Annotated in this window: 22 protein-coding genes and 1 riboswitch; of the genes, 14 read left to right on the top strand and 8 right to left on the bottom strand. The window is 27.2% G+C overall.

The features are described 5' to 3' along the window. Window positions 1-75: 75 nt before the first annotated feature. From BMUR_RS10925 to BMUR_RS10915, 3 genes are all read right to left on the bottom strand, one after another. On the bottom strand, window positions 76-645 hold the full coding sequence (locus tag BMUR_RS10925) for a hypothetical protein (RefSeq protein ID WP_041750126.1): 570 nt from the start codon (window positions 643-645) through the stop codon (window positions 76-78). Window positions 646-817: 172 nt separating this feature from the next. Then, entirely contained in the window at window positions 818-2,248 is a 1,431-nt protein-coding gene (locus tag BMUR_RS10920; RefSeq protein WP_013114621.1) for an SGNH/GDSL hydrolase family protein, read from the bottom strand. A gap of 592 nt (window positions 2,249-2,840) precedes the next feature. Further along, window positions 2,841-4,316: an MBOAT family O-acyltransferase gene (locus BMUR_RS10915; RefSeq protein WP_013114620.1), complete on the bottom strand. Its 1,476-nt coding sequence runs from the start codon at window positions 4,314-4,316 to the stop codon at window positions 2,841-2,843. Between the two features lie 149 nt (window positions 4,317-4,465). Between BMUR_RS10915 and BMUR_RS10910 the strand changes: the two genes are divergently transcribed. Further along, window positions 4,466-6,151: a hypothetical protein gene (locus BMUR_RS10910; RefSeq protein ID WP_244833441.1), complete on the top strand. Its 1,686-nt coding sequence runs from the start codon at window positions 4,466-4,468 to the stop codon at window positions 6,149-6,151. 92 nt (window positions 6,152-6,243) lie between these two features. Here BMUR_RS10910 and BMUR_RS10905 read toward each other — a convergent pair whose 3' ends face one another. After that, a complete protein-coding gene (locus BMUR_RS10905; RefSeq protein WP_013114618.1) occupies window positions 6,244-7,668 on the bottom strand; it encodes a hypothetical protein in 1,425 nt (474 codons plus the stop codon). Window positions 7,669-7,682: 14 nt separating this feature from the next. Next, window positions 7,683-9,158 carry an MBOAT family O-acyltransferase gene (locus BMUR_RS10900; RefSeq protein ID WP_013114617.1) on the bottom strand — a complete coding sequence of 492 codons (1,476 nt, stop codon included), beginning with the start codon at window positions 9,156-9,158 and terminating at the stop codon, window positions 7,683-7,685. Between the two features lie 262 nt (window positions 9,159-9,420). On the opposite strand from BMUR_RS10900, the gene BMUR_RS10895 reads away from it, so the two are divergent. The 4 genes from BMUR_RS10895 to BMUR_RS10880 all read left to right on the top strand — a co-directional run bounded on the left by BMUR_RS10895 (window position 9,421) and on the right by BMUR_RS10880 (window position 13,546). Next, entirely contained in the window at window positions 9,421-10,392 is a 972-nt protein-coding gene (locus BMUR_RS10895) for a hypothetical protein (protein WP_013114616.1), read from the top strand. Window positions 10,393-10,446: 54 nt separating this feature from the next. Next, window positions 10,447-10,565, top strand: a riboswitch (TPP riboswitch). 148 nt (window positions 10,566-10,713) lie between these two features. Next, window positions 10,714-12,321 carry a peptide ABC transporter substrate-binding protein gene (locus BMUR_RS10890; RefSeq protein ID WP_013114615.1) on the top strand — a complete coding sequence of 536 codons (1,608 nt, stop codon included), beginning with the start codon at window positions 10,714-10,716 and terminating at the stop codon, window positions 12,319-12,321. 67 nt (window positions 12,322-12,388) lie between these two features. After that, window positions 12,389-13,051 (top strand): TenA family protein, encoded by a 663-nt coding sequence (locus BMUR_RS10885; RefSeq protein WP_013114614.1) that lies wholly within the window; start codon window positions 12,389-12,391, stop codon window positions 13,049-13,051. Window positions 13,052-13,135: 84 nt separating this feature from the next. Next, window positions 13,136-13,546 carry a rhodanese-like domain-containing protein gene (locus BMUR_RS10880; protein ID WP_013114613.1) on the top strand — a complete coding sequence of 137 codons (411 nt, stop codon included), beginning with the start codon at window positions 13,136-13,138 and terminating at the stop codon, window positions 13,544-13,546. Between the two features lie 520 nt (window positions 13,547-14,066). Here the strand turns inward: BMUR_RS10880 and purH are convergent. Further along, window positions 14,067-15,596 carry a bifunctional phosphoribosylaminoimidazolecarboxamide formyltransferase/IMP cyclohydrolase gene (purH, locus tag BMUR_RS10875; protein WP_013114612.1) on the bottom strand — a complete coding sequence of 510 codons (1,530 nt, stop codon included), beginning with the start codon at window positions 15,594-15,596 and terminating at the stop codon, window positions 14,067-14,069. 177 nt (window positions 15,597-15,773) lie between these two features. Here purH and BMUR_RS10870 point away from each other — a divergent pair, with 177 nt between their 5' ends. The 9 genes from BMUR_RS10870 to BMUR_RS10840 all read left to right on the top strand — a co-directional run bounded on the left by BMUR_RS10870 (window position 15,774) and on the right by BMUR_RS10840 (window position 24,154). Further along, window positions 15,774-17,111 carry an AAA family ATPase gene (locus tag BMUR_RS10870; RefSeq protein WP_013114611.1) on the top strand — a complete coding sequence of 446 codons (1,338 nt, stop codon included), beginning with the start codon at window positions 15,774-15,776 and terminating at the stop codon, window positions 17,109-17,111. 4 nt (window positions 17,112-17,115) lie between these two features. Then, window positions 17,116-17,262, top strand: a complete 147-nt coding sequence (locus BMUR_RS15060; RefSeq protein WP_181039155.1) for a hypothetical protein — start codon at window positions 17,116-17,118, stop codon at window positions 17,260-17,262. 6 nt (window positions 17,263-17,268) lie between these two features. Next, entirely contained in the window at window positions 17,269-17,508 is a 240-nt protein-coding gene (locus BMUR_RS15055; RefSeq protein WP_244833439.1) for a hypothetical protein, read from the top strand. An 8-nt stretch (window positions 17,509-17,516) separates the two neighbouring features. Continuing rightward, complete coding sequence (locus BMUR_RS15050) at window positions 17,517-17,729, top strand: hypothetical protein (protein ID WP_013114610.1); 213 nt, start codon at window positions 17,517-17,519, stop codon at window positions 17,727-17,729. 153 nt (window positions 17,730-17,882) lie between these two features. Beyond that, on the top strand, window positions 17,883-18,989 hold the full coding sequence (locus tag BMUR_RS10860; RefSeq protein WP_013114609.1) for a hypothetical protein: 1,107 nt from the start codon (window positions 17,883-17,885) through the stop codon (window positions 18,987-18,989). A gap of 52 nt (window positions 18,990-19,041) precedes the next feature. Continuing rightward, the gene (locus BMUR_RS10855) at window positions 19,042-19,920 is read left to right on the top strand and encodes a DUF4261 domain-containing protein (RefSeq protein ID WP_013114608.1); all 879 of its coding nucleotides are present in this window, start codon (window positions 19,042-19,044) and stop codon (window positions 19,918-19,920) included. A 264-nt stretch (window positions 19,921-20,184) separates the two neighbouring features. Further along, the gene (locus tag BMUR_RS10850; RefSeq protein WP_013114607.1) at window positions 20,185-20,676 is read left to right on the top strand and encodes an NADH-quinone oxidoreductase subunit NuoE family protein; all 492 of its coding nucleotides are present in this window, start codon (window positions 20,185-20,187) and stop codon (window positions 20,674-20,676) included. Window positions 20,677-20,687: 11 nt separating this feature from the next. Next, the gene (locus BMUR_RS10845; RefSeq protein WP_013114606.1) at window positions 20,688-22,376 is read left to right on the top strand and encodes a NuoF family protein; all 1,689 of its coding nucleotides are present in this window, start codon (window positions 20,688-20,690) and stop codon (window positions 22,374-22,376) included. 29 nt (window positions 22,377-22,405) lie between these two features. Next, window positions 22,406-24,154: an NADH-dependent [FeFe] hydrogenase, group A6 gene (locus BMUR_RS10840; protein WP_013114605.1), complete on the top strand. Its 1,749-nt coding sequence runs from the start codon at window positions 22,406-22,408 to the stop codon at window positions 24,152-24,154. An 86-nt stretch (window positions 24,155-24,240) separates the two neighbouring features. Here the strand turns inward: BMUR_RS10840 and BMUR_RS10835 are convergent, their stop codons facing one another. Both BMUR_RS10835 and BMUR_RS10830 read right to left on the bottom strand, forming a co-directional pair. Then, a complete protein-coding gene (locus BMUR_RS10835) occupies window positions 24,241-25,191 on the bottom strand; it encodes a flavodoxin family protein (RefSeq protein ID WP_013114604.1) in 951 nt (316 codons plus the stop codon). Between the two features lie 477 nt (window positions 25,192-25,668). Then, window positions 25,669-26,133, bottom strand: a complete 465-nt coding sequence (locus BMUR_RS10830; RefSeq protein ID WP_013114603.1) for a YhcH/YjgK/YiaL family protein — start codon at window positions 26,131-26,133, stop codon at window positions 25,669-25,671. Window positions 26,134-26,152: the final 19 nt, after the last annotated feature.

The following is a 26,152-nucleotide window of genomic DNA, read 5'->3' as shown; positions in this document are numbered from 1 at the left end:
TTAAATAAATAAAAAAACTTATACTGCATTATTTAATTAAAACAGTATAAGTTAATTATTTTTGCCGTATGATAATTATAATATATCTTTTATCTCTGCAGCTTTAATATCATCCATAAATTGATTGATTACTACCAATTTAATGCTGTTTGTTTTAGTTTCTATATTTGAAGCTTGTGCCAAATAATAATAGCTGCAGCCTTTAACTATTTGGTGTCCTAAGTAAAGCTCAGGTTCATAATCAAGACCTAAAACATTATGCATGCCTTTTTTAAATAATTTAAGCATATTATTAGCATCTATAGAATCAATTATTCTTATAGGAGCTTCATCTTCTCTGGAACATATTATACCCCCGATTGGAGAAGCTGAACTTTCTAATATAGTTTCTCTTCTTACAATACAAGTTTTACCTGTTTCATTAATATTTATTATTATTAATTCATAATAAGGTCTGGGATTAAGTACAGAAGGCTCATTTCTGGATATATATGCATGATTTATACCATGAACTACCTGTTTTCCTAGATAAAGCATTAATTCTCTGCGTACTCCTAATAAATTCGTTGCCTTTTTAAAAATATCTTCAATGTCTTCTGGTATGTCATTTTTTTGTTTTACATTTATTTCAAAACTTCCTAGCATCATAAAAAAACTCCTTAAATTTATTCTTAATTAATTATTTAAGATTATAAAGAGTATATATATTATGTAAACTATATATAGTTGGCATTAAAACAAAATATGCAACCGAAAACATAATATGCTTGATTTGTAAAAATAAATTTACTAAATATACGATAAAAATATTGATTTATTAATAATCTCTCTCTATTACTTCTCTTATCATATCATTAGTATAAGGAAGACCAAAGAAATCAACTACTTCTGAAGTTATATTGTCATACACTATTATGTTAACTCCATTAGTGGTTTTTCTTAAATTGCTCCTGCTTATCATTATTCTGTTTCCATTTTCAACTACTAAATCATTATATTTATTAAGCTCTTTATGATAAAGATAATTAGTTTCACCCATTGAAGAAAATACTAACTTATTTTTATCTATAACATAAGAAATATTGTTGGTATACATTTCATTGGTTATATTAAAATTAGAATATAAACTCCTTACAACTTTATCATTGGTATTGTATTCTCCAAGCATATTTATTACTATGGTATAATCATTAAGATTAGTTATTTTTGTTATGTAATTATGAATATTATCTATGTCTCTAAGATTCATATCATAAACTCTATTGTATTCATATAAAGCATTTTTCTCCCAAGTATTATAATTGCTGTCTCCTCTTCTATCCGGCAAATCAAAATTATCTTTTAAATATTTTCCTAAAAACGAAGTATATTTTTCTACTCCCTTATAATTCAAATGTCCAGCATCATTATAATCAGTCCAAAAATCCAAATTATAATCATCATAATAATGATTAAAATTCATAAAAGGAACATCATATTCTTTTGCAATCTCACCTACCATGTTAAAATGTCTAGCCTCATCATCAGTCATAGGAAAAGGTGAAGCTATAACCACTATAGGTATATTATTAGTTTTAGCAAGCTCTAATATTTTTCTGTAATAAGTTTCCTGCTCTTCAAGTAAAGGCAGAGTATCTTTTATATTTCTTATATTAGGCTCTTTAACAGGAAATGTTTTATTATGAAAAGAATAGCCTTTGAAATATTTATAATGATTATAATTATTAGCATAAGGAATAAAGTCTTCATCTTTTAAATCTTTATATCTGTTATGGTATCTATACATTGGGTTAATAAACTCATCAAATCTATCTGCAGCAGTAATTTTTAAAGAGTTTATTCTATTTTGAGACCATCTTAATGCATAAGTAGCTGCTACTATTTGATAATCCACAACATTAGTTCTGCTTGCTGCTATAATATAAGACTCTAATGCTATTAATTTAGGTTTTTGATATTTTAAAGCTTCTATTAAATAATGATAAGTACTCCATATAGGCTGGCTTCCAGATGTAAAATTATAAGCGGCAATTCCATACTCATTATATAAAGCAGCCGGATTAATATTATAGTGTACATGACTGCTTCCAAGAATAAGTAAATCTATGCTGTTAGTTTTCTGTTCATAAAAACTGTCGCCTTGATATATACCATTCTCATTTTTAAATCTTAATACTCTGCTTAAAGTCCAGAGTAATGCAATAAATACAGCTATAAAGCAAATAATTTTTAATGTGTTTTTTATCATATTTTAAATAGCCTATTATTTTTTTATATTTAAACTCAATATATATATAAACAAACATAGTTTATCAAAAATAAAATCATATTTTGTTTTTAATAGTCCCACACGTACGTGTAGAGTTCTTTTATGACGTCTGTCCGCCTGCGACCGTTAGCTATGGCGTGTTATAAAAAGAACCTTATATTCTCTATAAACTCGATACGCTTCGCGAAGAATTGCATTTTACAAAGTCCACCTCTCTCTACGTGCCTTTGGCAAAAAACTTTTTTGCAGCACAAAAAAGTTAATAAAAATGGAATTGATAGAACTTTATATTTTAGATATATGTATTAAATACAGTATATATACTAAATTTAGTCTAAAAATGCAGTTCTTTCACCGAAGGTGTACAGCGTATGGTTCTTTGTGTCAACAAAAGAACTGGGGGTGTGGGGGCTAGTCCCCACAAATAATAAATTTAAAAAATTAATTTTTTGACAAACTGTACTTGTTTATATATATACTAAAAATGTTTAAGTTTATAAATATATCGCAACTTTATATCAAAATTCTATATAAATAATTAATAAAACTCTTATACTATATATAATGCCTCCTAAAACTGAAAATATATAAACTGCTTAGGATCAAAGCCTGCACCATATTTGCCGTATATGATTATAAAAAATAACAAGAAAAATATTACAGCCCATCTGAAATACAAGCATTGATTTTTTAAAAACTCATAAATAGTTTCTTTCTTTATATACTTAATAACATCAGCTAAAAATAACACTATCAAAGATATTATAAGTATATTCATTTCAAAACTGTCTAGTCCCAATTTATATAAAGAGCCGTCAAACAAACGCCATAAATCTATTTTAGTAAACATTCTCTTTATATAATAAAATGCGTCATGTATAGTTTCTGCCCTAAAAAATATCCAAGCTAAATCTACTATTATAAATGTAATAATCACTTCAAGAAGTTTAAAACTGAAACTTTTCACCTTCACTCCAAATTTATTTAAAACATTATTTCTAAACTTTGAAGTAATATCTTCTATTAAATAGCATATACCATGAATAGCACCCCAAGCTATAAATGTAAAATTAGCTCCATGCCATAAACCGCTTACAAGAAAAGTTACTAATATATTAAAACTTCTTCTTAATTTTGAGCATCTGTTTCCGCCTAAAGGTATATAAAGATAATCTCTAAACCAAGTAGATAATGATATATGCCATCTTCCCCAAAACTCTTTTATACTTCTAGCAAAGTAAGGCGTATTAAAGTTCTCCATCAAATCTATTCCCATAACTTTAGCGGTTCCTATTGCTATAAGAGAGTAGCTTGCAAAATCACAGTATATCTGCACGGCGAAAAGTAATGCTGATAATAATAATTCTGATGAGTTATAAATATAATATCTATTAAAAACAGTATCTACTAATATCGATGCCCTATCTGCTATTACCATTTTTTGAAAATAACCGAAAAGCATTAAAATAAGTCCTTCTGTTATTCTTTGATAATCGAATCTTTTTATTTTATCCATGTTTTGAATCTGTCCAAGCAGATGTTTTGAACGCTCTATAGGACCTGCTACCAACTGCGGGAAAAATGATACAAACAATGCATACTTTATAATGTTTTTCTCAGATTTTATCTCGCCTCTGTAAACATCTATAGTATAGCTTAATGCCTGAAATGTATAAAATGATATTCCTACTGGTAAAATTATATCAAAAGGTTTTTCTATTAATTTTATATTAAATGCTGATAAAATCATATTTATATTTAATAGTAAAAAATCAAAATACTTAAAAAATACGAGTATTGCAATATTTATTATAAAGCTGAAAGCTACAACTATTCTTTTATATTTTAATTTTTCTATTAATATACCGCTTAAAAAAGTTACTACAGTAGATGTCCCCATTAACAATGCATATTTAGGATTCCAAAACATATAAAATATATAACTAGCTATAAAAAGACATATATATCTTAATTTTTTTGGAAATATCCAATATAAAATAAGCGTTATAGGAAAAAATATTAAAAAATCTGTAGAATTAAAAAGCATTTATATAACTCATAATAATATACTAAATTATACAATTATAACTATAAAAAATAGTTAATAGTAATATATAATTTATAATATTTTTTATCATAAAATTTTATTTGATTATTTATTTTTATAATTTATAATATGCATATATGAAATGTATTATGAAAAATAAAAAAATATACTTACAATCTCTTGTAATTGTTTTATCTATTTTTTTATTTGCTATTTCATGCAAAAAAATAAATATACTATCTCCAAATACTATTCCTCCGCCAACTGATTTTAGAATACCAGACAAATTAAAACCAATAGAAATATCCATAGAAGAAAATAAATATTCAGATACTTTAGTATTTGGAGGATTTAGAAAGAAGTTTTTTTTCAGAGGAAAATGGTATGTACTAGCTGAACATTCATATAAATATGATACTGTAAATAAGAGTTTAAAAATTAATTCTACTACATTAATACTTGAAATAACTGAAAATGCTGAAATAAAAATAGTAGCAGAAAATTTAGGTAATAATGCTGAAAGTGCATGGAGTTACTTAAATTTAGCAAATGTTATAAATGATAATGAAATAATATATGAACCTTATAACTATGGGGACTATTCTCTTTCAAAATCAAGCTATCAGTATAAAGATAATTATTTAAATAAAGATGTACAAATATATTATTATAATAAAGTAATATATACAGATTTATACTATAGAAGCACAGACATACTCACTTGGGCTAAATATGGAAGATCTGATAATGTATATATGTATTTACCAAAACCTACACAATTAGACGCAAGCAAACCAAAAAGCTGGCAGGGAAGATTTGGGGTAAGCGAAGCTCAAATGGCACTTGTAGACGATTATATATATGTATATGGGCTTGAAGAGATGTTTTACGAAGAAAATCCAGAAGGTATTAGATATTTTAATCAGCCGGATTATTATTTAAGTAAAAATAAATACTATAGAATACATAGATCAAAAGATATGTCTGATGCTAATAATTGGGAAGATTTAGGAGAAACTCCTTGGGGATATTATTCAAAATTGCAGTTAAGAACAAATAAAAGCGGTGAATTTTTTTTGGGAAATGGAAGTCAGGTTACTTTAAAACAAGAAAATAGTTCTTGGGTTGAAAAATATTCTTCTATTCCATATACTTGGGTTACTAAGAATTTTAGAGACTGGTATACTATAGATAAATCTGAATTTGAAAAAAAAGACTTTACATCAACTGATTTTTACGGAGATTTTGGACTTGTAAAAAAAAGAGAAAAAACGCCTACACCTCCTAAATGGGTTAAATCTGATAACAATGTTTACTATAAAACTTATAATGATTACATAATAGATTCTACTATGGTTAAATATTATATACCAATACCTCCTGTAAATGAAATAAAAGAGGCATTTGATAGAGGAGAAAGAACATTTACTATAAAACCAGAACATATAAAAAATGCTGGAAAAAATATATTTATGGTTACTGATAAAAATCCTGATACTGCAAAAGAAGAGGATTGGACATTATTAACACCTGTAAATTATGATGAAAACTCTATGGTTTGGCAGTTTGGAAAAGATGATATGCTTTTTAATGCAAACGGAAAAATAATACAATTAGTAGACTACTCAAATATTAGAGCAAGAACAACACTTCAGCAAGGTGCTGTTGATGAATTAATGTATGAATACAGAAATTATTATTCAATTGGAGATTATTATAATGCTATGTACTGTAAAGCTCAGGCAGACATGCTTAGTATGATGATGTTAAATCCTGATTATTCAATGCCTGATGATGCTATCGCTTATTATACTATTGAGTTTAGATTCTATTAAAACAAAAATATTAATTAAATAATATAAATTTAAATTATTATTAACTTTTTATAAATTTCGGTATGCATAATAATCATTTTTATGAATTACATCTATCTTTTAATTGTGCTATCAATAGCAGTATCTATATATTCCAAATATATATTATCAACTATCTCTTCTGTGAACTTATCATAAATTACCATGTTTATACCATTTTGAGTTTTAATATAATTTACTCTATTAATAGATAATTTTTGCCCATTTTGAACAACCAAATCGGTATAACTTCCCATCTCTTTATGAAATAGATACTGATTAGAGCCTTCCGAAGAGTATATAACTTTATTATTGTCTATAACATAAGAAGCATTTTGTAAGTATATATTATTAATATTAAAATTTTTTGATATAATTTGAACTACAGCATCATTATTTTGATAATTACCAAGCATAGTAATACCTATAACATAGTCATCAGAATTTTTTACTTTTTCTAAATACTCATTTAAATTTGCTGATTGCTTTAATTCAAAATTATAAATCTCTTTATCCTGATATTTAGCATTCATTTCCCAAGAATAATATTTATGGTCGCCTCTTCTATCTGGCAAATCATAATTATCTTTTAAATACTTTCCCAAATATTTTGCAACTTTTTCAGCCCCTAAATAATTTAAATGAACAATATCAGCAAAATCTTTAGAAAAATCTAAATTATAATCATCATAATACAAATTAAAATTAATAAAAGGAATATTATATTCTTTGGCTATCCTTTCTGCCACATTATACTTTTTTTGATCATTTTCATTATAAATAGAATATGGTGCTTTCACAATTAAAATAGGTATATTATTATTTTTTGCCAACTCTATTATCATTCTATAATATTTATCTACCTTCGGATATAAAGCTATTTCATTAGTAATATAAATAACTTTAGGCTTCATATTACTATAAACACTATATGAAATTACACAACCTTTATCATATTTATATTTTTCTTTACCTTTATAATTAAGAAAGTCTTCAAAAGTAAGTGAGGAATATCTATTATGATATTGGTAAAAAGGATTAAGAAATTCATACCATCTATTTTTAGGAGAACTTACCATTATGCTATTTATTTTATCAATAGAACATTTAAGTCCATAATTATTTTTTATAATTCTAGAATCATCTATATAATCATAATTTGCTAAAGTTAAATAAGCCTCTAAAACTATTAATTTAGGTTCTTGAGTATTTAAAGTTTCTTTTAAATAAAAATATGTATTCCACAAAGGCTGAATACTGCCTGCTAAATTAAATGAAGATATGCCATATAATTTATATAAATAAAAAGAATTAATATTCATAAAAGAGTGACTGCTGCCTAATAATAAAACATCTATAGAATTATTTTCTAATTTATAAAAAGAATCTAATTGATGAATACCATCATTATATTTAAATCTTAATACTCTGCTTACAGAATGAAGCAATACGCAAAATATTAATACAAAACAAATTATCTTTATAGCTTTTATTTTCATAAATAACTCTCATATTAGAATTGAAAATATATAAACTGCTTAGGGTCAAATCCTGCTCCGTATTTACCGTAAACAATTATGTAAAAAATCAAAAATAACATCACAAACCATCTGAAATATAAATTCTGTTTATTTAAGAATTCAAATATACTCTCTTTTCTTATATACTTTACTAAATCAAAAGATATAAGTATAAATAACGCTATGATTAAAATATTCATCTCAAATATGTTTAAGCCTAAGCCATATAAAGTACCGTCAAATAATGTCCACAAATCTATTCTTGTAAATATTCGCTGTATATAATGAATGGCATCATGTATAGTCTCTGCCCTGAAAAATATCCAAGCTAAATCTACTATTATGAAAGTAATTATTATTTCTATGAGGGCAAAACTAAAAGCATTTGTTTTTATTTTGAATTTATTTAAATATTTTTCTTTGATAGGTTTTAATTGTTCTTCTATTATGTGAAATATTCCATGAATAGCACCCCAAGCTATGAAGGTAAAATTAGCTCCATGCCAAAGTCCGCTTACTAAAAATGTTACTAATATATTAAAACTTTTTCTTATGTTTGAGCATCTGTTTCCGCCTAATGGAATATAAAGATAATCTCTAAACCAAGTGGATAATGATATATGCCATCTTCCCCAAAATTCTTTTACGCTTCTAGAAAAATACGGGGTATTGAAATTCTCCATCAAATTAATACCCATAACTTTAGCTGTACCTATTGCTATAAGTGAGTAGCTTCCAAAGTCGCAGTATATCTGTACGGCAAAAAATACTGCTGATAAAATCAAAGCCATACTGTTGTATTCATAGTATCCATTAAAAACAGTATCTACTAATATTGCTGCTCTGTCCGCTATTACCATCTTCTGAAAATAACCAAAAAGCATTAAAGTAAATCCTTCTGTTATTCTATCATAATCAAATCGCTTTACTTTTTCTAAATTCTCTATTTGAATAAGCAAATTTTTAGAACGCTCTATAGGACCAGCCACCAATTGCGGAAAGAACGATACAAATAATGCATACTTAATAATATTTTTCTCAGACTTTATTTCACCTCTGTAAACATCTATTGTGTAGCTTAATGCCTGAAATGTATAAAAAGATATTCCCACTGGGAGTATTACATCAAAAGGCTTATTTATTAACTGAATATTTAGTGCTGACAAAACTATATTTATATTCTGAAGCAGAAAATCAAAATATTTGAAGAATATTAGAATTGCTAAATTGATAATAAAACTAAATGCTACAACAGTTCTTTTATATTCTAGTTTTTCTATTAATACACCGCTTAAAAAAGTTACAACAGTAGAAGTACCCATAAGCAGAGCATATTTAGGATTCCAAAACATATAAAATGTATAGCTTGCTATGAATAAACAAATATATCTGTATTTCTTTGGAAATATCCAATACAATATTAATGTTATAGGAAAAAATATCATAAACTCTGTGGAATTAAATAACATTATTTAACTCCCAGAAAAAAATGCGAAGGTATTCTATTCTATTGGTTTGGTTTGGTTTGGTTTGGTTTGGTTTGGTTTGGTTTGGTTTGGTTTGGTTTAAATAAACAAATACTCATCATGGAAAAGCATTATATAGCATAACAAATAAAAATCAATAATCAATAACATGAAAAATATACAAATATATATAAATCAATTAAAAATACTTGATTTTTTTTATTTATCATGTAAATTATGGTTCAATATCTATAAGGATTTATTTATGAAAAATAAAAAAACTTTCTTTATCTGTATATTTCCTCTAGCTTTTATAGCAGTATTATTAATAATTTTTTCAGTTCTAGGAAGTATTTATAGAACAGGATATTTAAATGAAATAAAATTAATTGAAAATAATACTTATCGTTTTAGAATAAGCTATTATGATAAAGTTTTTAGAAACAGCGATATTTACGATGTATATTTAGATACTAAAAATACTATTAATGATAATAGCTTTATCAAAAATATAAAGATGGATAAAAAAGGAAGTCCTTTCGGTACTTTAACAACTAACAAAGCAATAGACATAAATAAAAAAATCGATAATATAAAATATACTCTAAAAATAAAAAATATAATATATTTTTATGCTTTTATAATATATATTTTAATTTTTATATGTTTATATTTTTTTAAAAACATAAAAAATGTATTTAAAATCTTTATTAACTTTATAAAAATAAATAAAAAAATTTCAATGCCTGTATTAGTAATATCATTTGTATTTATAATCTTATTATTAGCTTTAATTATACTAGGCAGTATTGCTAGAACAGGATATTTAAATGAAATAAAATTAATTGAAAATAATACTTATCATTTTAGAATAAGCTATTATGATAAAGTTTTTAGAAACAGTGATATTTATGATGTATATTTAGATACTAAAAAAACTATTAATGATAATAACTTTATTAAAGATATTAAAATGAATAAAAAAGGAAGTCCTTTTGGTACTTTAATAACTGATAAAGCTATAGATACAGAAAAAATTGATAATATAAAATATACTCTCAAAATAAAAGAAATAATATATTTATACGCACTTATAATATATTTATTTTCTATATTTTTATTTTATGGAATTTGGATAGTAAAAGAAAATAAACTTGTTTTAGTATCAGCATCTTTATTAATCATAATACAAATATTTATATATTTCTCACTATATAATTATTTTAGATTAATTTAATAAATTATTACCCTATAAGTATTGATAAAAAAACAAAAATACTATATCATTTTTAGTATAAAATCGGGGAGCTTGAAAAGGCTGAGAGGAAGTTTGTATTTTTACATCATAAAACTTCGACCCTTATAACCTGTTTGGGTAATGCCAGCGTAGGGAATTATCTCTTTTGTTAATTTTTACTTTTCTAAAATTATTAATAAAATGAGAACTTTTCTAAAGTTGGTCTTGTTTTATTAAAAATATCAAGCAAGACTAAAAATTTCAATAAAACAAAACAAACGGCGTTATAAAAATCTCTATTTTTAATGTAAGGAGCTTTTTATGACTTCAAAAAAAAAATTTATCATTATATTATTAATATTTCTATCATTAATATCTTGTAGAAAACAAACAAAAAATATCAAAGATGAAATCACTGTAAATTTGGGTTATGAACTTAATACTATAGACCCAGCTTTAAATGATGAAACCTACGGATATATTTATATTAATCATGCATTTGAGGGACTTCTTAATAAAGATACAAACGGCAATATTGTAGGAGGCGTTGCTGAAAGATGGGATATAAGTGATGATAAATTAACATATACATTCCATTTAAGAGATAATGCCAAATGGAGCGATGGACAAAAAGTAACAGCTGATGATTTTGTATATTCTTATAGAAGAGCAGCGGATCCAAAAACAGCTTCTCCATTAAGCTATTTAATGGAATATATAAAAAATGCCAAAGACATAATAAGAGGCAAACAAAACGTAGAAAATCTAGGAGTTAAGGCAATAAATGAAAATACATTAGTGATAGAACTTGAAGAGCCTACGATATATTTTACTGATTTACTTGCATCGGGAGGCGTATATATGCCTGTAAGAGAAGATATAATAGGAAAATACGGTGATGATTGGACTTGGAAACCTGAAACATATATTGGAAACGGTGCTTATAAAATGACAGAAAGAAAACCTGATGAAAAAATAGTTTTTGAAATTAATACTAATTATTGGAATTATACAAATCAAGTTGCTAAAAAAATTAATTTTGTTTTGATAGCTGATGAATATATTTCACTTAATGCTGTAAGAACAGGAGATGTTGATTTTTCTATAAATGCTCCCCCTATAGGAGAGATAGAAAATCTTATAAAAGAAAATCTAATGGCAGTAAGCGATATCATAGGCACTTATTATATAGACTTAAATACTAAAGATAAAATACTATCTGATAAAAGAGCGAGAAAAGCATTATCATTAGCAATAGACAGAAACTATATAGTATCAAATATAGGATATGGTAAATTAATAGCAGCAGAAGCATTCGTACCGCCTGCAGTAAGAGGACTTGAAAAATCATTCAGAGAAGAAAGTAGTAATTATATTATAGCTAATAATTATAATCAAAATGTTGAAGAGGCAAGAAAATTATTAGCCGAAGCAGGATACCCAAACGGAGAAAACTTTCCTATTTTAGAGTTAAAAGTATCATCAGGATTTTATACTACAGTAATGGAAGCAGTACAGCAAATGTGGAAAGAATCACTTAATATAGAAGTAGCTGTAAGAACAGAAGAATCAAAAATAACTTTGCCTTTTAGAGAATCTGGAAATTATCAAATGGCTAGAACAAGCTGGACAGGTGATTATAATGATCCTCTTACTATGCTTCAGATTATGACAAGCGATAGCGATATAAATTATGGAGGATTTTCTAATGCAAGATACGATTCTTTAATAGATTTTGCCATTACCGCAACAAATGCCAATAAGCGAATGGAAGCATTAAAAGAAGCGGAATCTATACTTTTTGAAGAAGTACCTATTATACCTTTTATATACAGGACTGACTTTTTGGTAGTTAACCCAAAATTAAAAAATTATATTGATGAGCCTTTGGGCAGATATAAGTTTAACTATGCGTATATAGAAAAATAGCATAATAATAAAATAATACTTGATAAAATAAAAACTAATAATCAAACAAAATAAAAAGGAGAGTAAAATGAAATTTTCAGAAATGGTATGGAAAAAAAATGAAGGGCTATATAAAAAAATAATTGATATGCCATTTAATAAAGAACTTATGGAAGGTACTTTAAATAAAGAAAAATTTGCCTACTATATAGAACAAGACAGCCTATATTTAAAATACTACTCTAAAGTATTAGCAACAATCTCTTCAAAAATAAATAATAATGCAGATTATGCTATTGCTTTTTTAAAATCATCTATGAATGCCTATATAGTAGAAGAAGAAATTGTACATAAATATTTCAGAGACACTTTTAAATTAAAAAATACGAATAAAATTACAACTGCCAATCTAGGTTATACAAGTTTTTTAATAAATACAGCACATACTGAAGCTTTTGAGGCTTCTGCTGCTTCTATACTACCATGTTTTTGGATATATAATGAAATAGGAAAATACATAAAAGAAAATGCGAAAATTGAAAATAATCCATACAAAACTTGGATTGATGCTTATGCAGATGAAGAGTTTTCAAAATCAACAGAGAATATGATTAAAATTATTGATGATTTATATAATAATGCTTCCAATTATGTTAAAGAAAAAATGATAGTTTCTTTTGATATAGCATTTGTTTGGGAGTACAGATTTTGGAATGATGCTTATAATTTAGATGATTTTTATAATGTGTGAAATTTATTTAAATAAATTAAGCTAACTAATTGAAATTTAATTCCCTCTATGATATAATATTATTATACATACAGGGGGTATATAATGAATAATACTTTAACTTTAATAATAGGATTAGTAATAACATTTATAGTATTAAGCTTTGTGAGAAAAATTATATTTAATATAATGAGCAAGGGCAAGTTTAAAAATATAAATATAAATGAAGCAGCATCATTATACAAAAATAACAAAAACATAGGCTTAATAGATGTAAGAAGCTACGCAGAAGTACAGCAAAGCGGATATATAAAAAACAGTGTAAACATACCATTAGATGACAGCAAATTTAATGAAAAAATGTCTAAACTCGATAAAAACAAAGAATATATAGTGTACTGTGCAAGCGGTAGCCGTTCTGGAATGGCTTCTATGCGTATGTATAAATTAGGTTTTACTAATATTAATAATCTTAGAGGGGCAGGATATTTTCAGCTTTCATCAGTTTTAAAATAATTTAAAACAAAATACAATAAAAGAAAATACATTTTTATCTTTATAATAAATTCCTATGATATGAAAGAGTGAAGTTAATTAAAAAATTAACTTCACTCTTATTTTTCTAATCAAATTAAAATTAGACTTGTTTCAAAACTAAATTAATAAATATTTATACTATTTCAATTTTTAGTATTTTTATTTTTATAACTGGGGCTTTGCCCCAGACCCCACTTCTTTTGCCGCCTAGGCACCTACTCGGTGGTGACCCAAAGAAGCAGGCACAGCCCGCAGTCGCGAAAGACTGCATATTTATATACTAAAAAAATAAATTATACAACATATAAAACATTGCTTTGATAACTTATAAATTATTAAAATTTTATATATAATTTTGTCAAGTACTTTTGAAACAAGTCTAATAAAAGAAAATACGTATTTATCTTTATAATAAATTCCTATGATATAAAAGAGTGAAGTTAATTAAAAAATTAACTTCACTCTTATTTTTCTAATCAAATTAACATTATAAAATTAATTAATGTTTAAAATGTCTTATACCAGTAAATACCATAGCAATACCATGTTCATTGCATGCTTCTATTGATTCTTTATCTCTAATAGATCCGCCCGGCTGAATTATAGCCTTAATATTGTATTTAGCACAAGCATCAACAACGTCTCTGAATGGGAAAAATGCATCAGATGCCATTACAACTCCGTCTCCAGCACGTTCCAAAGCATCTTCGCATGCCCATATTCTATTAGTCTGTCCGCTTCCTATACCTTTAGCCATAAAGTCTTTTATTACCACTATAGCATTTGATTTAGCATATTTTACAACCTTCATTCCGAATATTAAATTTTTCATCTCTTCTTCGGTAGGTTTTTTCTCAGTTACAACTTTATAATCTTCTACTAAAACACTATCCTCATCTTGAACAAGTAATCCTCCGTCTACTTTAACAAGATTGATTTTATCACTTGTATTAGTTTTATATTTTATAACTCTTAAATTATTTTTTGTTTTTAATACTTCCAAAGCCTCTTTAGTAAAGTCTTTAGCAATAACAATTTCCAAAAATATTTTAACAAGCTCTTTTGCTGTTGCCTCATCTACTGTAGTATTAAAAGCAACAATACCTCCGAATATAGAAGTAGGATCGCAGTTATAAGTTCTAGTATAAGCCTCAAGCACATTAGAACCTAAAGCAGCACCGCAAGGAGTAGAATGTTTTATTGCAGAACAAGCATATTCATTTTTAGCTTCATCAAATTCAAGCACTATTTTTAAAGCTATATCCATATCTCTAATATTATTAAATGAAAGCTCTTTTCCATTTAATTGTTCAAAACCTTTCATAGAGCCTTTATCTGTAGTTGATACATAGTAGCTTGCTCCCTGATGAGGATTCTCTCCGTATCTTAATTTTTCCTCTAATGCATAAGACATATTTAGATAATTAAGTTTTTTATCTTCTTTATTTTCTAATGAATTAAACATAAACTCAGACACTGCAGCATCATAAGCAGAAGTTAAATTAAATACTTTAGAAGCTAAATATTTTTTAGTTTCAAAACTCACTTCTCCTTTTTCCATCTCATTTTTAACCAAATCGTAATCTTTAACATCGCTTATAACAACAACATCTTTGAAAGATTTAGCAGCAGAACGAAGCATTGTAGGTCCGCCTATATCTATAAACTCTATTTTTTCCTCAAACTTCAAACCGTCATCTTGTACCTTTTCAAAGAAAGGATAAAGATTAACTATTACCATATCTATAGGAGTGATTCCTCTTTCTTTAATAGTTTCCATATGAGTTGGATTATCTCTTATAGCAAGTATTGCTCCATGTATTTTAGGGTCTAAAGTTTTTACTCTGCCGTCAAGCATTTCTTTAGCACCTGTAACTTCAGCAACCTCTATAACATTTATACCATTCTCTTTTAAATATTTATAAGTTCCCCCTGTGGAAACTATTTCCACATTTTTTGAAGCTAAAAACTTAGCAAACTCTAATATTCCGTCTTTATAAAATACGGATATCAATGCTCTTTTAATCATTACAGCAACTCCTAATAATAGTTTTTTAATAGTTTTTATTGTTCCAAAAAAATAAAAACAATAATACATTATAATACAAAATGCGTTATTGTAAAGAGTAATTTTATTTTATACTTGATTTTTGCCAAATTTATTATAAAATGTCATAAAAACTAAAAAAATAAAGGCTGAAATACAATGTTTACTTATGTAAAACTTAAAAATTATAAATCATTAGTTGATTTTGAAGTAGATTTAACATCATCAAAGAATAATCCTAAAAAAATGATTATAATTTATGGAGAAAATGGTGCTGGTAAAAGTAATTTTATAAATGCATTTTTTACATTATTTGAAACATTAAATACAAAAATTAATGTAGATGAATTTAATACCCGAATATCTGATTTTGATAAAATGATAAATAATAATGAAAATAATAAATCTTTAAAAATAATAATTAATTTATTGAAAGAAAAATTTAAAACACTTGATAGTATAATAAAAGAAAATAAAACTATTTGTTCTAAAGACAATATGATTTTAGAATTTGGTTTTAAACTAAATGGCAAAAATGGAGTATATTATATAGAGACTAATAATGAAAGTATTGTTAAAGAAAAATTAGAATATGTTTTAGAAAAAAATAAAACAAAATATTTTGAATTATATCCTAATAGTAAAGATAATTATATAAATCAATCATTATTTAAATCTGATAAATATTTAAATGAAATAAAAGATTTAGTAGATAAATTTTGGGGTAAGCATTCATTTTTATCTATTCTATTATTTGAACAGGAAGACAAAACAAAAAAATATATATCAAAAAATATAAATAATAATATATTTGATATTATTAAATATTTTTTATCAATGTCTATTTATATAAAAAATGGAAGCAATACAGAAAAAAGAAAAATAAGTATAGATAAAAAATTTATTTCTATTATGAATAACGGAGCTATTAAAATAGATGAAGAAGAAAAACTCAATCATACAGAAAACGTATTAAATAACTTTTTTACTTCTATATATAGTGATATAAAAAAAGTATATTACAAAAGAGAGATAAAAGATAATAAAATTAATTATAATTTATTTATAAAAAAACAAATATATGGTAAGATCATAGATATAAAATTTAAATTAGAATCAACAGGTACACAAAAACTGCTTGATTTATTTCAATTAATAATATCATCTACGAAAAAAAATAGTATAGTAGCAATAGATGAATTAGACAGTGGTATACATGATCTTTTAACTGCATCATTATTAGAATCATTATTTAGTAATATTAAAGGACAATTTATATTAACAACACATAATACAACTATTTTAGAGTCAGATATAAAAAAAGAATGTATATATATTTTTAATATAGACAGTGAAGGAAAAAAAATACTAGTTCCTATAACAGATTATGAAAAAGAACACCCAAATATAAACTTTAGAAAAAGGTATTTGAAAGGTATCTACTACGGAATTCCAATTGTTTCTGATATAGATTTCAAAGATATATTGGAGGAATAACTATATGTCCTATAAAGGAAATTATCTTAAAGCTATAGTTATTGTTCATGGAAAATCTGAATTACAAATGTGTGATTTTATAAAAAATAATTTAAAATTAAAAATTGATATTATATCTAAAGATAATGGAAAACATTCTATACAAATTTAAAGTATAATGAAAAGATTAAAAGGCAAAGATATTAATACACTGGATCATTTTAAAAATACATATAAAGATAATTTAGAAATTAAAGATAATAAAACAATAATAGACAAAGATTTTAAAATTTTTATAATAATGGATACAGATGACTGCAAAAATGAGGAAGAAAAAAATAATTTTATCAATAAAAATATGTTTAAGAATTATTGGGCTTATGATTATATAGTCCTATATATAATATTACAAAGCTAGAAGATGTATTGGTTAAATCTAAAGTTATTGATAAAAATACTATAAAAAATAAAAAAGATAAAAAGAATTATATAAAGATATTTCCAACGGATGATAAATATATAAAAAGTGATACTATTCAAATAGAAGAATTTTATGAAAAACTTTTAAAAGTAAAAAATATTTCTAATATGCATGAATTTATTAAATTTTGTTTAGATAATAGATATATCATAAAATAAATATACATTTTTATAGCAAACATCAATACTTAATTCCGTACTCCTAAAATTTTTTCTGCGAAAGCACTTATATATAGTTATCATAATTGTAATTTTATGTTAACTATGATATAATCATTTCTCATATTATTTATGAAAAATCAGAGGCAGCTTATGAAACGTTTTATTTCTTTTAGTTTAGTATCATTTATGATGATATTTTTTAATATATATGCAGAAACAACAGTAGATTTCAGATTATTTACAAGTTCATATGCATATAATGCTGAAAACACCTTATGGCAGGATACAAGAACAACATTAACATATTTTGAAAATTTCACAGAAGGAGCCTTTGATATAAAGTTTAATGATTTTATTAGCTTAAGAGTAGGAGCTTCAATATTTTTCCCATTTACTTTTGAATTTCCTCAGGGTATAAGAGTTTTTCCAATAGTTACTACGCAATTATCTAATGAATATATTTCTCTTAGAATAGGAACTATGACAGGCGGACATAATCTGCCGGCACCTATAAGAGATCCTTTAATGGATATGACGCCGGTTGTACGTTCGACTCCAGATAATACATTAATAGCAAAAGGACCAGAAGAGTACAAATATAATGAACCATTCACTCATGGTTATTATGAATATGGAGCTTCTTTTGAATGGTTTAAAGGCGGTAAAGGCGAAATATATATGAATTGGCAGATACAGCATAATGCCAAACATAGAGAAAGATTTGATGTTGGAGTTACCTATGCTATGGATTTTGCTCATGATATAGCAACTCCTTATATAGGTATACATTATTGGCATAATGGAGGACATGAATACCCATTTGTTCCCGGAAGCCCTGCTATTACTGAAAACTATGTAGGAGCTATAGGTATTAACAGCTATTATGTATCTGTACTTTATATGGCTTCTTATAATTTAGCAGACAGAGATAATGAGCCCGGAGTATTTGGTCATGGGATTTTTTTAAGAGGAACAATACCTGTAAAAACTTGGTTTGAAATAGAGCCTATAATATTTGTTTCAGGCTGGTATATAAATAAAAAACATAAGTTTATAAGTGTAGAAGGAGATCCTTTTTACAGAGTTCCTTTTTATTTTGGGCTTAACATAAGAAAAGACTTTGTATTTGATAATGGTATAGTTTTGGGACTTGGTTTTGTTAATGGTCTGTTCCTTAATGAAAAAAATGAAATAGGGATAAGATATGATCAGACGCTAAAATTTGATTTCACTTATCTTGTACCAGTAAAAAAATAATAAATTGCTTTTATTAAAAAATATAGTAATATATTAGTAGGAGTATTCATATATGAAAGATAAAAAAGAAGTTAATCCTAATACTAATCATAAAAGCGTAAACCATGATGAAGCTAGTTTTTCGCATGTGTATTTTTATAAACTTTTATTTGAAGAAAAGCCAACTCTTCCTAATATAGAACTTGTAAAACAAAAAATAAAAAAGTATTATGAAGATATTGATATTGTATCATCTGATAATGGAATTTACAGTATAGCAATAAATGATTTGAAAGTAAAATATAAAGATGATAAAGAAGTTCCAGCACAGATATTGATGCCTAATGCTATGGAATTTGATTATACTTCAATAAGCGACTATTATTATAGTCAGATGTGGGATATAAAAGAGCCTAAAGAATTAATAAAAAACTGTAATTACGAAATAATGCTTAGCGATTTTCTGGCAGCTGGTCTTGATTATAAAGATAGAGCATCACTTTTAAATAATTGGCTTTATGTATCATTACAGCTTTTTGATAAATGCATAGCTGTATATAATGAACAAAGCGGAAAACTTCTTTTACCAGAACAGATACTTAATAATAATTATCCAAAAGATTTTAGATTTTTACTTTCAGGTGTAAATATAAGGCTTTTTAATGTACAAAACTCTAATGATATTATAGTTGATACTTTAGGAATGTATGCTATAGGACTTCCAGATATACAATATCATTTCCATGATTTAAATGTAAATGAAGTTATATCACATGCTTTAAATATAGCAGCTTATATATTTGATAAGGGAGATATTATAAAAAGCGGCGACACTATACAAAGCATATTTGAAAATGTACAGTGGAAATGCCAATATGAAAAATCTTTACTTAAACCGCACAGAGAGATTTTGGATATCAATACTTTAGAATACGCTTCTGGAAAAAGATAATTTTCTATACTAAATACTTATTAGTACAATATTATCAATTAACACATTATTATTTAATATTATTACAATTATAAAAACCACAAAAGAATAGTATTTAATATAAAATAGTTAATAAATCATACTAAAAACGTCATTAATATACTAAAAAAATGAAAAAAAATATTCTATAGGAAATAATTTTATTGAATTTGAAATTATTTTTTCCTATACTATTTAAGTATAGTTTTAAATTACATTTATATTGTATAATGGAGGTATAATATAATGAGTGAAGATGTATCTTTGTTGACCGAAGAATCCATTGCTGATGAAATAAAGGCTTTAGTTGAAAAATGGAAAGATGCTGAAGGTAATCTTATAATGATTTGTCATGGCATTCAAAAACATTACGGCTATGTTCCTAGAAATGTTGCTAAATATGTATCTGAACAAATAAATATTCCGCTAGCAAGAATCTATGAAATTCTTACATTTTATAACTACTTTACAATGGAACCGCCTGCAGAAAATAATATAGCTGTATGTATGGGTACAGCATGCTATTTAAAAGGGGGCGGACAATTAGTAGAAGAAATCAAAAGAAAATTAAATCTTAAAGGCGATCAAAAATACTCAGCTGATAGAAAATACAAATTAGAAGAAGTTAGATGTATAGGCTGCTGCGGTTTGGCTCCAGTTATTACATTTAATGGAGATGTATCTGGAAGAGTAGTTGTTGATGATATATCAAAGTTTATAGAAGATAAAAAAGATTAATGGAGAAAAAAATGACAGAAAAATTAGACAGAAAAAAGTTAGAAGAACATAGAATTAACAAGGCTAAAGAAATAGCTTTAAGAAAAGGTACAGAATCATCTGAATCTCATAAATATCATATACTTGTATGCGGAGGTACTGCATGCGAGTCTAATAAAAGCGATGAAATAGTAAGACTATTAAAAGAGTATGCAGAAAAAAATGGTATAGAAAATGATGTATTAGTTGTAAAAACAGGATGCTTTGGTTTCTGCAGTCAGGGTCCTGTTGTAAAAATAATGCCGGGAAGAGTTTTTTATACGCATGTAGAACCAGCACATGCAAAAGATATTATAGAAAAACATATAATGAAAGGAGAACTTCTTTTAAGAATACTTTATAAAGAACAAAGAGAACATAGAGATTTCTCAAAAGAGATTAACTTCTATCAGAAACAAAGAAGAATAGTATTAAAAAACTGCGGTATGATAGACCCAGAAAATATAGATGAATATATAGGCAATGACGGTTATAAAGCATTATCCAAAGCACTATTTGAAATGACTCCAGATGAAGTTCTAAAAGAAATGCAGATTTCAGGTCTTAGAGGACGCGGCGGAGCTGGATTTCCTACTTGGAAGAAATGGAGCTTTACTAAAGGTGTAGAAGCAGAGCAGAAATACATAGTATGCAATGCAGATGAAGGAGACCCCGGTGCTTATATGGACAGAAGCATACTTGAAGGAGACCCTCATTCTGTAATAGAAGCTATGACTATAGCAGGATATACCGTAGGAGCAAGCAAAGGATATTTGTATATAAGAGCAGAATACGGACTTGCTGTAGACAGAGTGAAAATAGCATTAGAACAGGCTTATAATTACGGCTTATTAGGTCAAAATATACTAGGAAGTAATTTCTCATTTGATTTGGATATAAGACTTGGAGCAGGTGCTTTTGTATGCGGAGAGGAAACAGCACTTCTTGCTTCTATAGAAGGAAACAGAGGAACTCCAAGACCAAGACCTCCTTTCCCTGCCATAAAAGGTTTGTTTGAATATCCTACTGTAATTAATAATGTAGAAACATTTGCTAATGTTACAGCCATTATTAATAACGGCGGAAACTGGTTTGCATCTATCGGTACAGAAAACTCTAAAGGAACTAAAGTATTTGCTTTAACAGGCAACGTTAATGTATCCGGGCTTGTAGAGGTGCCTATGGGTACTACTATCAGAGAGATAGTATTTGATATAGGAGGCGGAATACCTAATGATAAGTTTGTTAAAGGTGTTCAAACTGGAGGACCTTCCGGAGGAATACTTCCGGAATCATTATTTGGAACTCATATAGATTTTGATAATTTAGTGGAATTAGGTTCTATGATGGGCTCTGGCGGTATGATTGTAATTGATGAAGACAGCAATATGGTTGATTTTGCTAAATTCTATCTTGGCTTCTGTGTTGATGAAAGCTGCGGAAAATGTGTGCCTTGCAGAGTGGGAGGAATGCAGATGCTTAAAATATTAGAAAAGTTTACCAAAAAAAGAGCTAAAGAAGATGATATACAAAAATTAAAAGATATTGCTTTAACTATGAGAAAGGCTTCATTATGTGCATTAGGTTCTACTGCGGCCAATCCTGTAATGTCTACACTTAAGCATTTTGAAGATGAGTACAGAGCTGGTATATTTACTCCGCCTGTTCCTAAAAAGAATTAATGAGAGTAAATTAAAGGAGTGTAAAAATTATGGTTAAAATAAAAATAAACGGAAAACAAATAGAAGTAGAAGAAGGTCTTACTATATTAAAGGCGGCAAAAAAATTGGGAATAAAAATTCCTTCATTATGTTATCACCCTGATATACCGCCTACATCAGCATGCGGGATATGTGTTGTAAAATTAGCAAATCAGGGAAATAAATATGTAAGATCATGCTCTATGATTGTAGAAGAAGGAATGGATATTATCACACATGATGCAGAAATTAATACTGTAAGAAAAGGAGTACTTGAATTAGTATTGTCTGCTCACCCTAATGATTGTTTAAACTGCATAAGAAACGGAGAATGCGAACTTCAAACTGCTGCTGCTGACTTTGGGGTTAGAAACTCTAAATATGATAATATAAAACAAAATCACCCTAGAGATGAATCTGCAGGAAGCATTGTACTTAATCCGGAAAAATGTATTAAATGCGGAAGATGTGTTGTAGTTTGTCAGGAAATGCAGAGAGTACATGCTTTGGGTTTTGTTAATAGAGGATTTGATACTTATTTTGCTCCTAGTGCTGTTTCATTAAAAGATTCTCCTTGCGTAGACTGCGGACAATGTGCTGCTCACTGTCCTGTTGCTGCTATATATGAAAAAGATCAAACTAAAGAAGTTGAAGCGGCTATTGATGATCCTAATACTTATGTTACAGTTCAAATGGCTCCTTCTGTAAGGGTTGCCTTAGGAGAATATTTCGGTCTTAAACCCGGAGATAATATCACTGGAAAAATATATGCTGCTATGCGTTTGATGGGATTCGATGCTATATTCGATACTAATTTCGGGGCGGATATGACTATTATGGAAGAAGCTCATGAGTTTGTAAAAAGATTTACAGAAAGTAATGGAACATCTGCTATGACAACCTCCTGCTGTCCTGCTTGGGTAAAATACGTAGAAGAATATTATCCGGACTTACTTGATAATGTTTCAAGTGCAAAATCACCTCATATGATGTTAGCACCTATGACTAAAACATATTATTCTGAAAAAGCAAATGTAGACCCATTCACTATTTTTAATGTATCTATAATGCCTTGTACTGCTAAGAAAAATGAAATAAGAAAAAATGAAACTATGTATTCAAGCGGATATAAAGATGTTGATGTTGTGCTTACTACAAGAGAGTTTGCAAGAATGATAAAACACTATGGTATAGATGTAGCTGGAATAGAGCCTGAAGAATCTGACAGCATATTAGGAGAATACTCTGGAGCTGGTACTATATTCGGTGCTACTGGCGGAGTTATGGAGGCTGCTTTAAGAACCGCTTATAATATCATATCAGGTACTAATCTTGATAATGTTGATTTTGAAGAGGTTAGAGGACTTGAAGGAGTTAAAAGAGCTGCTGTCAAAGTGCTTGATAAAGATGTAAAAATAGCTGTTGTTAATGGACTTCATAATGTTGATGCTGTAATGCAGGAGATGAGAGAAGCAAAACAAAAAGGTGAAAATCCTCCTTACAACTTTATAGAAGTTATGGCTTGTCAGGGAGGCTGTGTAGGAGGAGGCGGTCAGCCTTATGGAACTACAAATCAAACTAGAACTGATAGAGCTAAAGGTCTGTATGATGAAGATAAAAAGGTTGTTAAACATAGATGCTCTCATGAAAATGAAAATCTTAAAAAACTTTATGACGATTTTCTTGGAAAACCTCTTGGAGAGAGAGCCCATCACTTCTTACATACAGAGTATAAAGCTGACGAAAAATATACAAAATAATTTATAAACAAAAAAGCACTATGATAAGAAAAAATATTATCATAGTGCTTATTTTTATTTATTTATTGAAAAAGTTTTATTAACGGCTATTTTATAGTTTCAAATTTCATTTCTCTGAATCTTTTATATTCTTCTTCTATTTCACTTTTTTGAGACATAAAATTCTCTCTTGTATGAAGTATCTCTTGCAAATGAACTGCCCTTGCTTCATTAATATTTCTGTCTCTTATAAGTCCGTTTTCAGCAATAACAAATTTATATTTTCCGTCTTCATCTTTAACTAAATCTCCCCCAGCACCGCATACAGCACATTCAAAATTAAACTTAACTCCGTCCCAATGCTCATCACCCGGATATATTAAAGAAGAATGACATCTAGGACATAATCCCAAATTAGGATCCCCAAGCCATTTTCTCTCTTCAACTGGAGTGTTTATTGCCTCTACTATATTTTTACCCATTTGATAGGCTCTTTCTAAATAGTCTTTATGTATCAAAACATTACCAGGTCTTCCAACGCTTGTAGCTAAATACATATCAACAACTGTCATAGACTGAGTAAACATTGTAGCAGCAAGCCCTTCCAAACTCATAGTCTGCCAATCATGTTTAGAACCACCAACTCCTATAAGTCCAGCTACTGTATGAGGGTCTTCTTTTACCTGCCCAATCTGTATTCTGAATGATAATTCATAAGCTAAAAATCTCTGAGCAAAAGATAAATATAAAGAAGATGGAAGCAAATCATATGTAGGACAGCCTACTATTATGCCCTGACATTCATTCATAACGCTTACTATTTTATCCATATCATCTTTTTCTTTATAGATACAGCCCTTATATTCACCGCCCTCTTTAAAAATTTTACCCATAGCTATAGTACAAGATTCGCATCCTGAGCAGGGTTTTATATTGTAGTCAAACAAATTAATAAGTACTGCTTCACCGCCTGCATCTTTAACAGCTGTTAAGGCCTGTTTTACTAAAATTTCACTATTACCATTATGTCTTCCGGCAACTATACCTATAACCTTCATAAAATATAATTCTCCTTTTTATAAAAAATGATTATCACTGGACAGGCAGCCAGTCTTCGTTTTTGAATATTAAAAGAGTAAATTATCGAAGTTTATCGGAAATCTTATATTAAAGAACTAATACAAGCCCTACCTTATTTGCACATAGCATACAATATATTTTAATATTTGTCAATATCAATTTATTATACTTGTTTCAAAACTATTAACAAATAATTTTTCACCTTGTTATCTTATTATAAATTATATATAAACAAACGTTTTATATTCTCCATAAGTTATTATTTTGTTATAGAAATATGAGTTTTTTTGCTTTCCTATTTTGTACAGCATCTAAAAGAACTTGGATTGATAAAAATAAAAATCACACTAAACTTTAAAACATTATATATTAAAGTTATTAAACAAATATATTAATAAAAAAGACCGACACTTTAAACAAAGTATCAGTCTTTAATTTTTTCTTATTAATTTTTATTAACCTTTATAAGGAACTTTTACTATAGCTTTTTTAACATGAGTTTTTCCTGTTTTTGGGGGAAGTCCTACTCTATGGGCATCATAAGGAAGAAGTATAAGCATTTCTCCTTGAGATAAAGTTAAACGTACAGTTCCCTCACCTTCCCAATCATGGTAATCTGTTTTTTCATCATAAGTTTTAGGCTTTAATTCAGAAGTATTTGCTATTATAAAATCTTCAGCTCCTTCAAATATAATCTGAACATCAACAAACTTCAAATGTGATTCCCAAGGCGGATTGTCTTTATTATCGTACTCTGTAACATTAACAAAAGCACCTTCGCAAATTTCTTTATCTAAAGAATGTCTGCCGTTAGGAAGTTTTTTTAATTCATTATAATGCTCTCTGATATAGTTTTTTGCTTTCCATATAGTGTCATGAAAATACTGATTAAATTCACTTTTTATTGGTTTTAGTATCATAAATAAATCCTTTTATAAT

Origin of the sequence: Brachyspira murdochii DSM 12563, assembly GCF_000092845.1 — a bacterium.
Taxonomy (GTDB): Bacteria; Spirochaetota; Brachyspiria; order Brachyspirales; family Brachyspiraceae; genus Brachyspira; species Brachyspira murdochii.
This window is presented reverse-complemented; position numbering and strand designations above follow the sequence as displayed.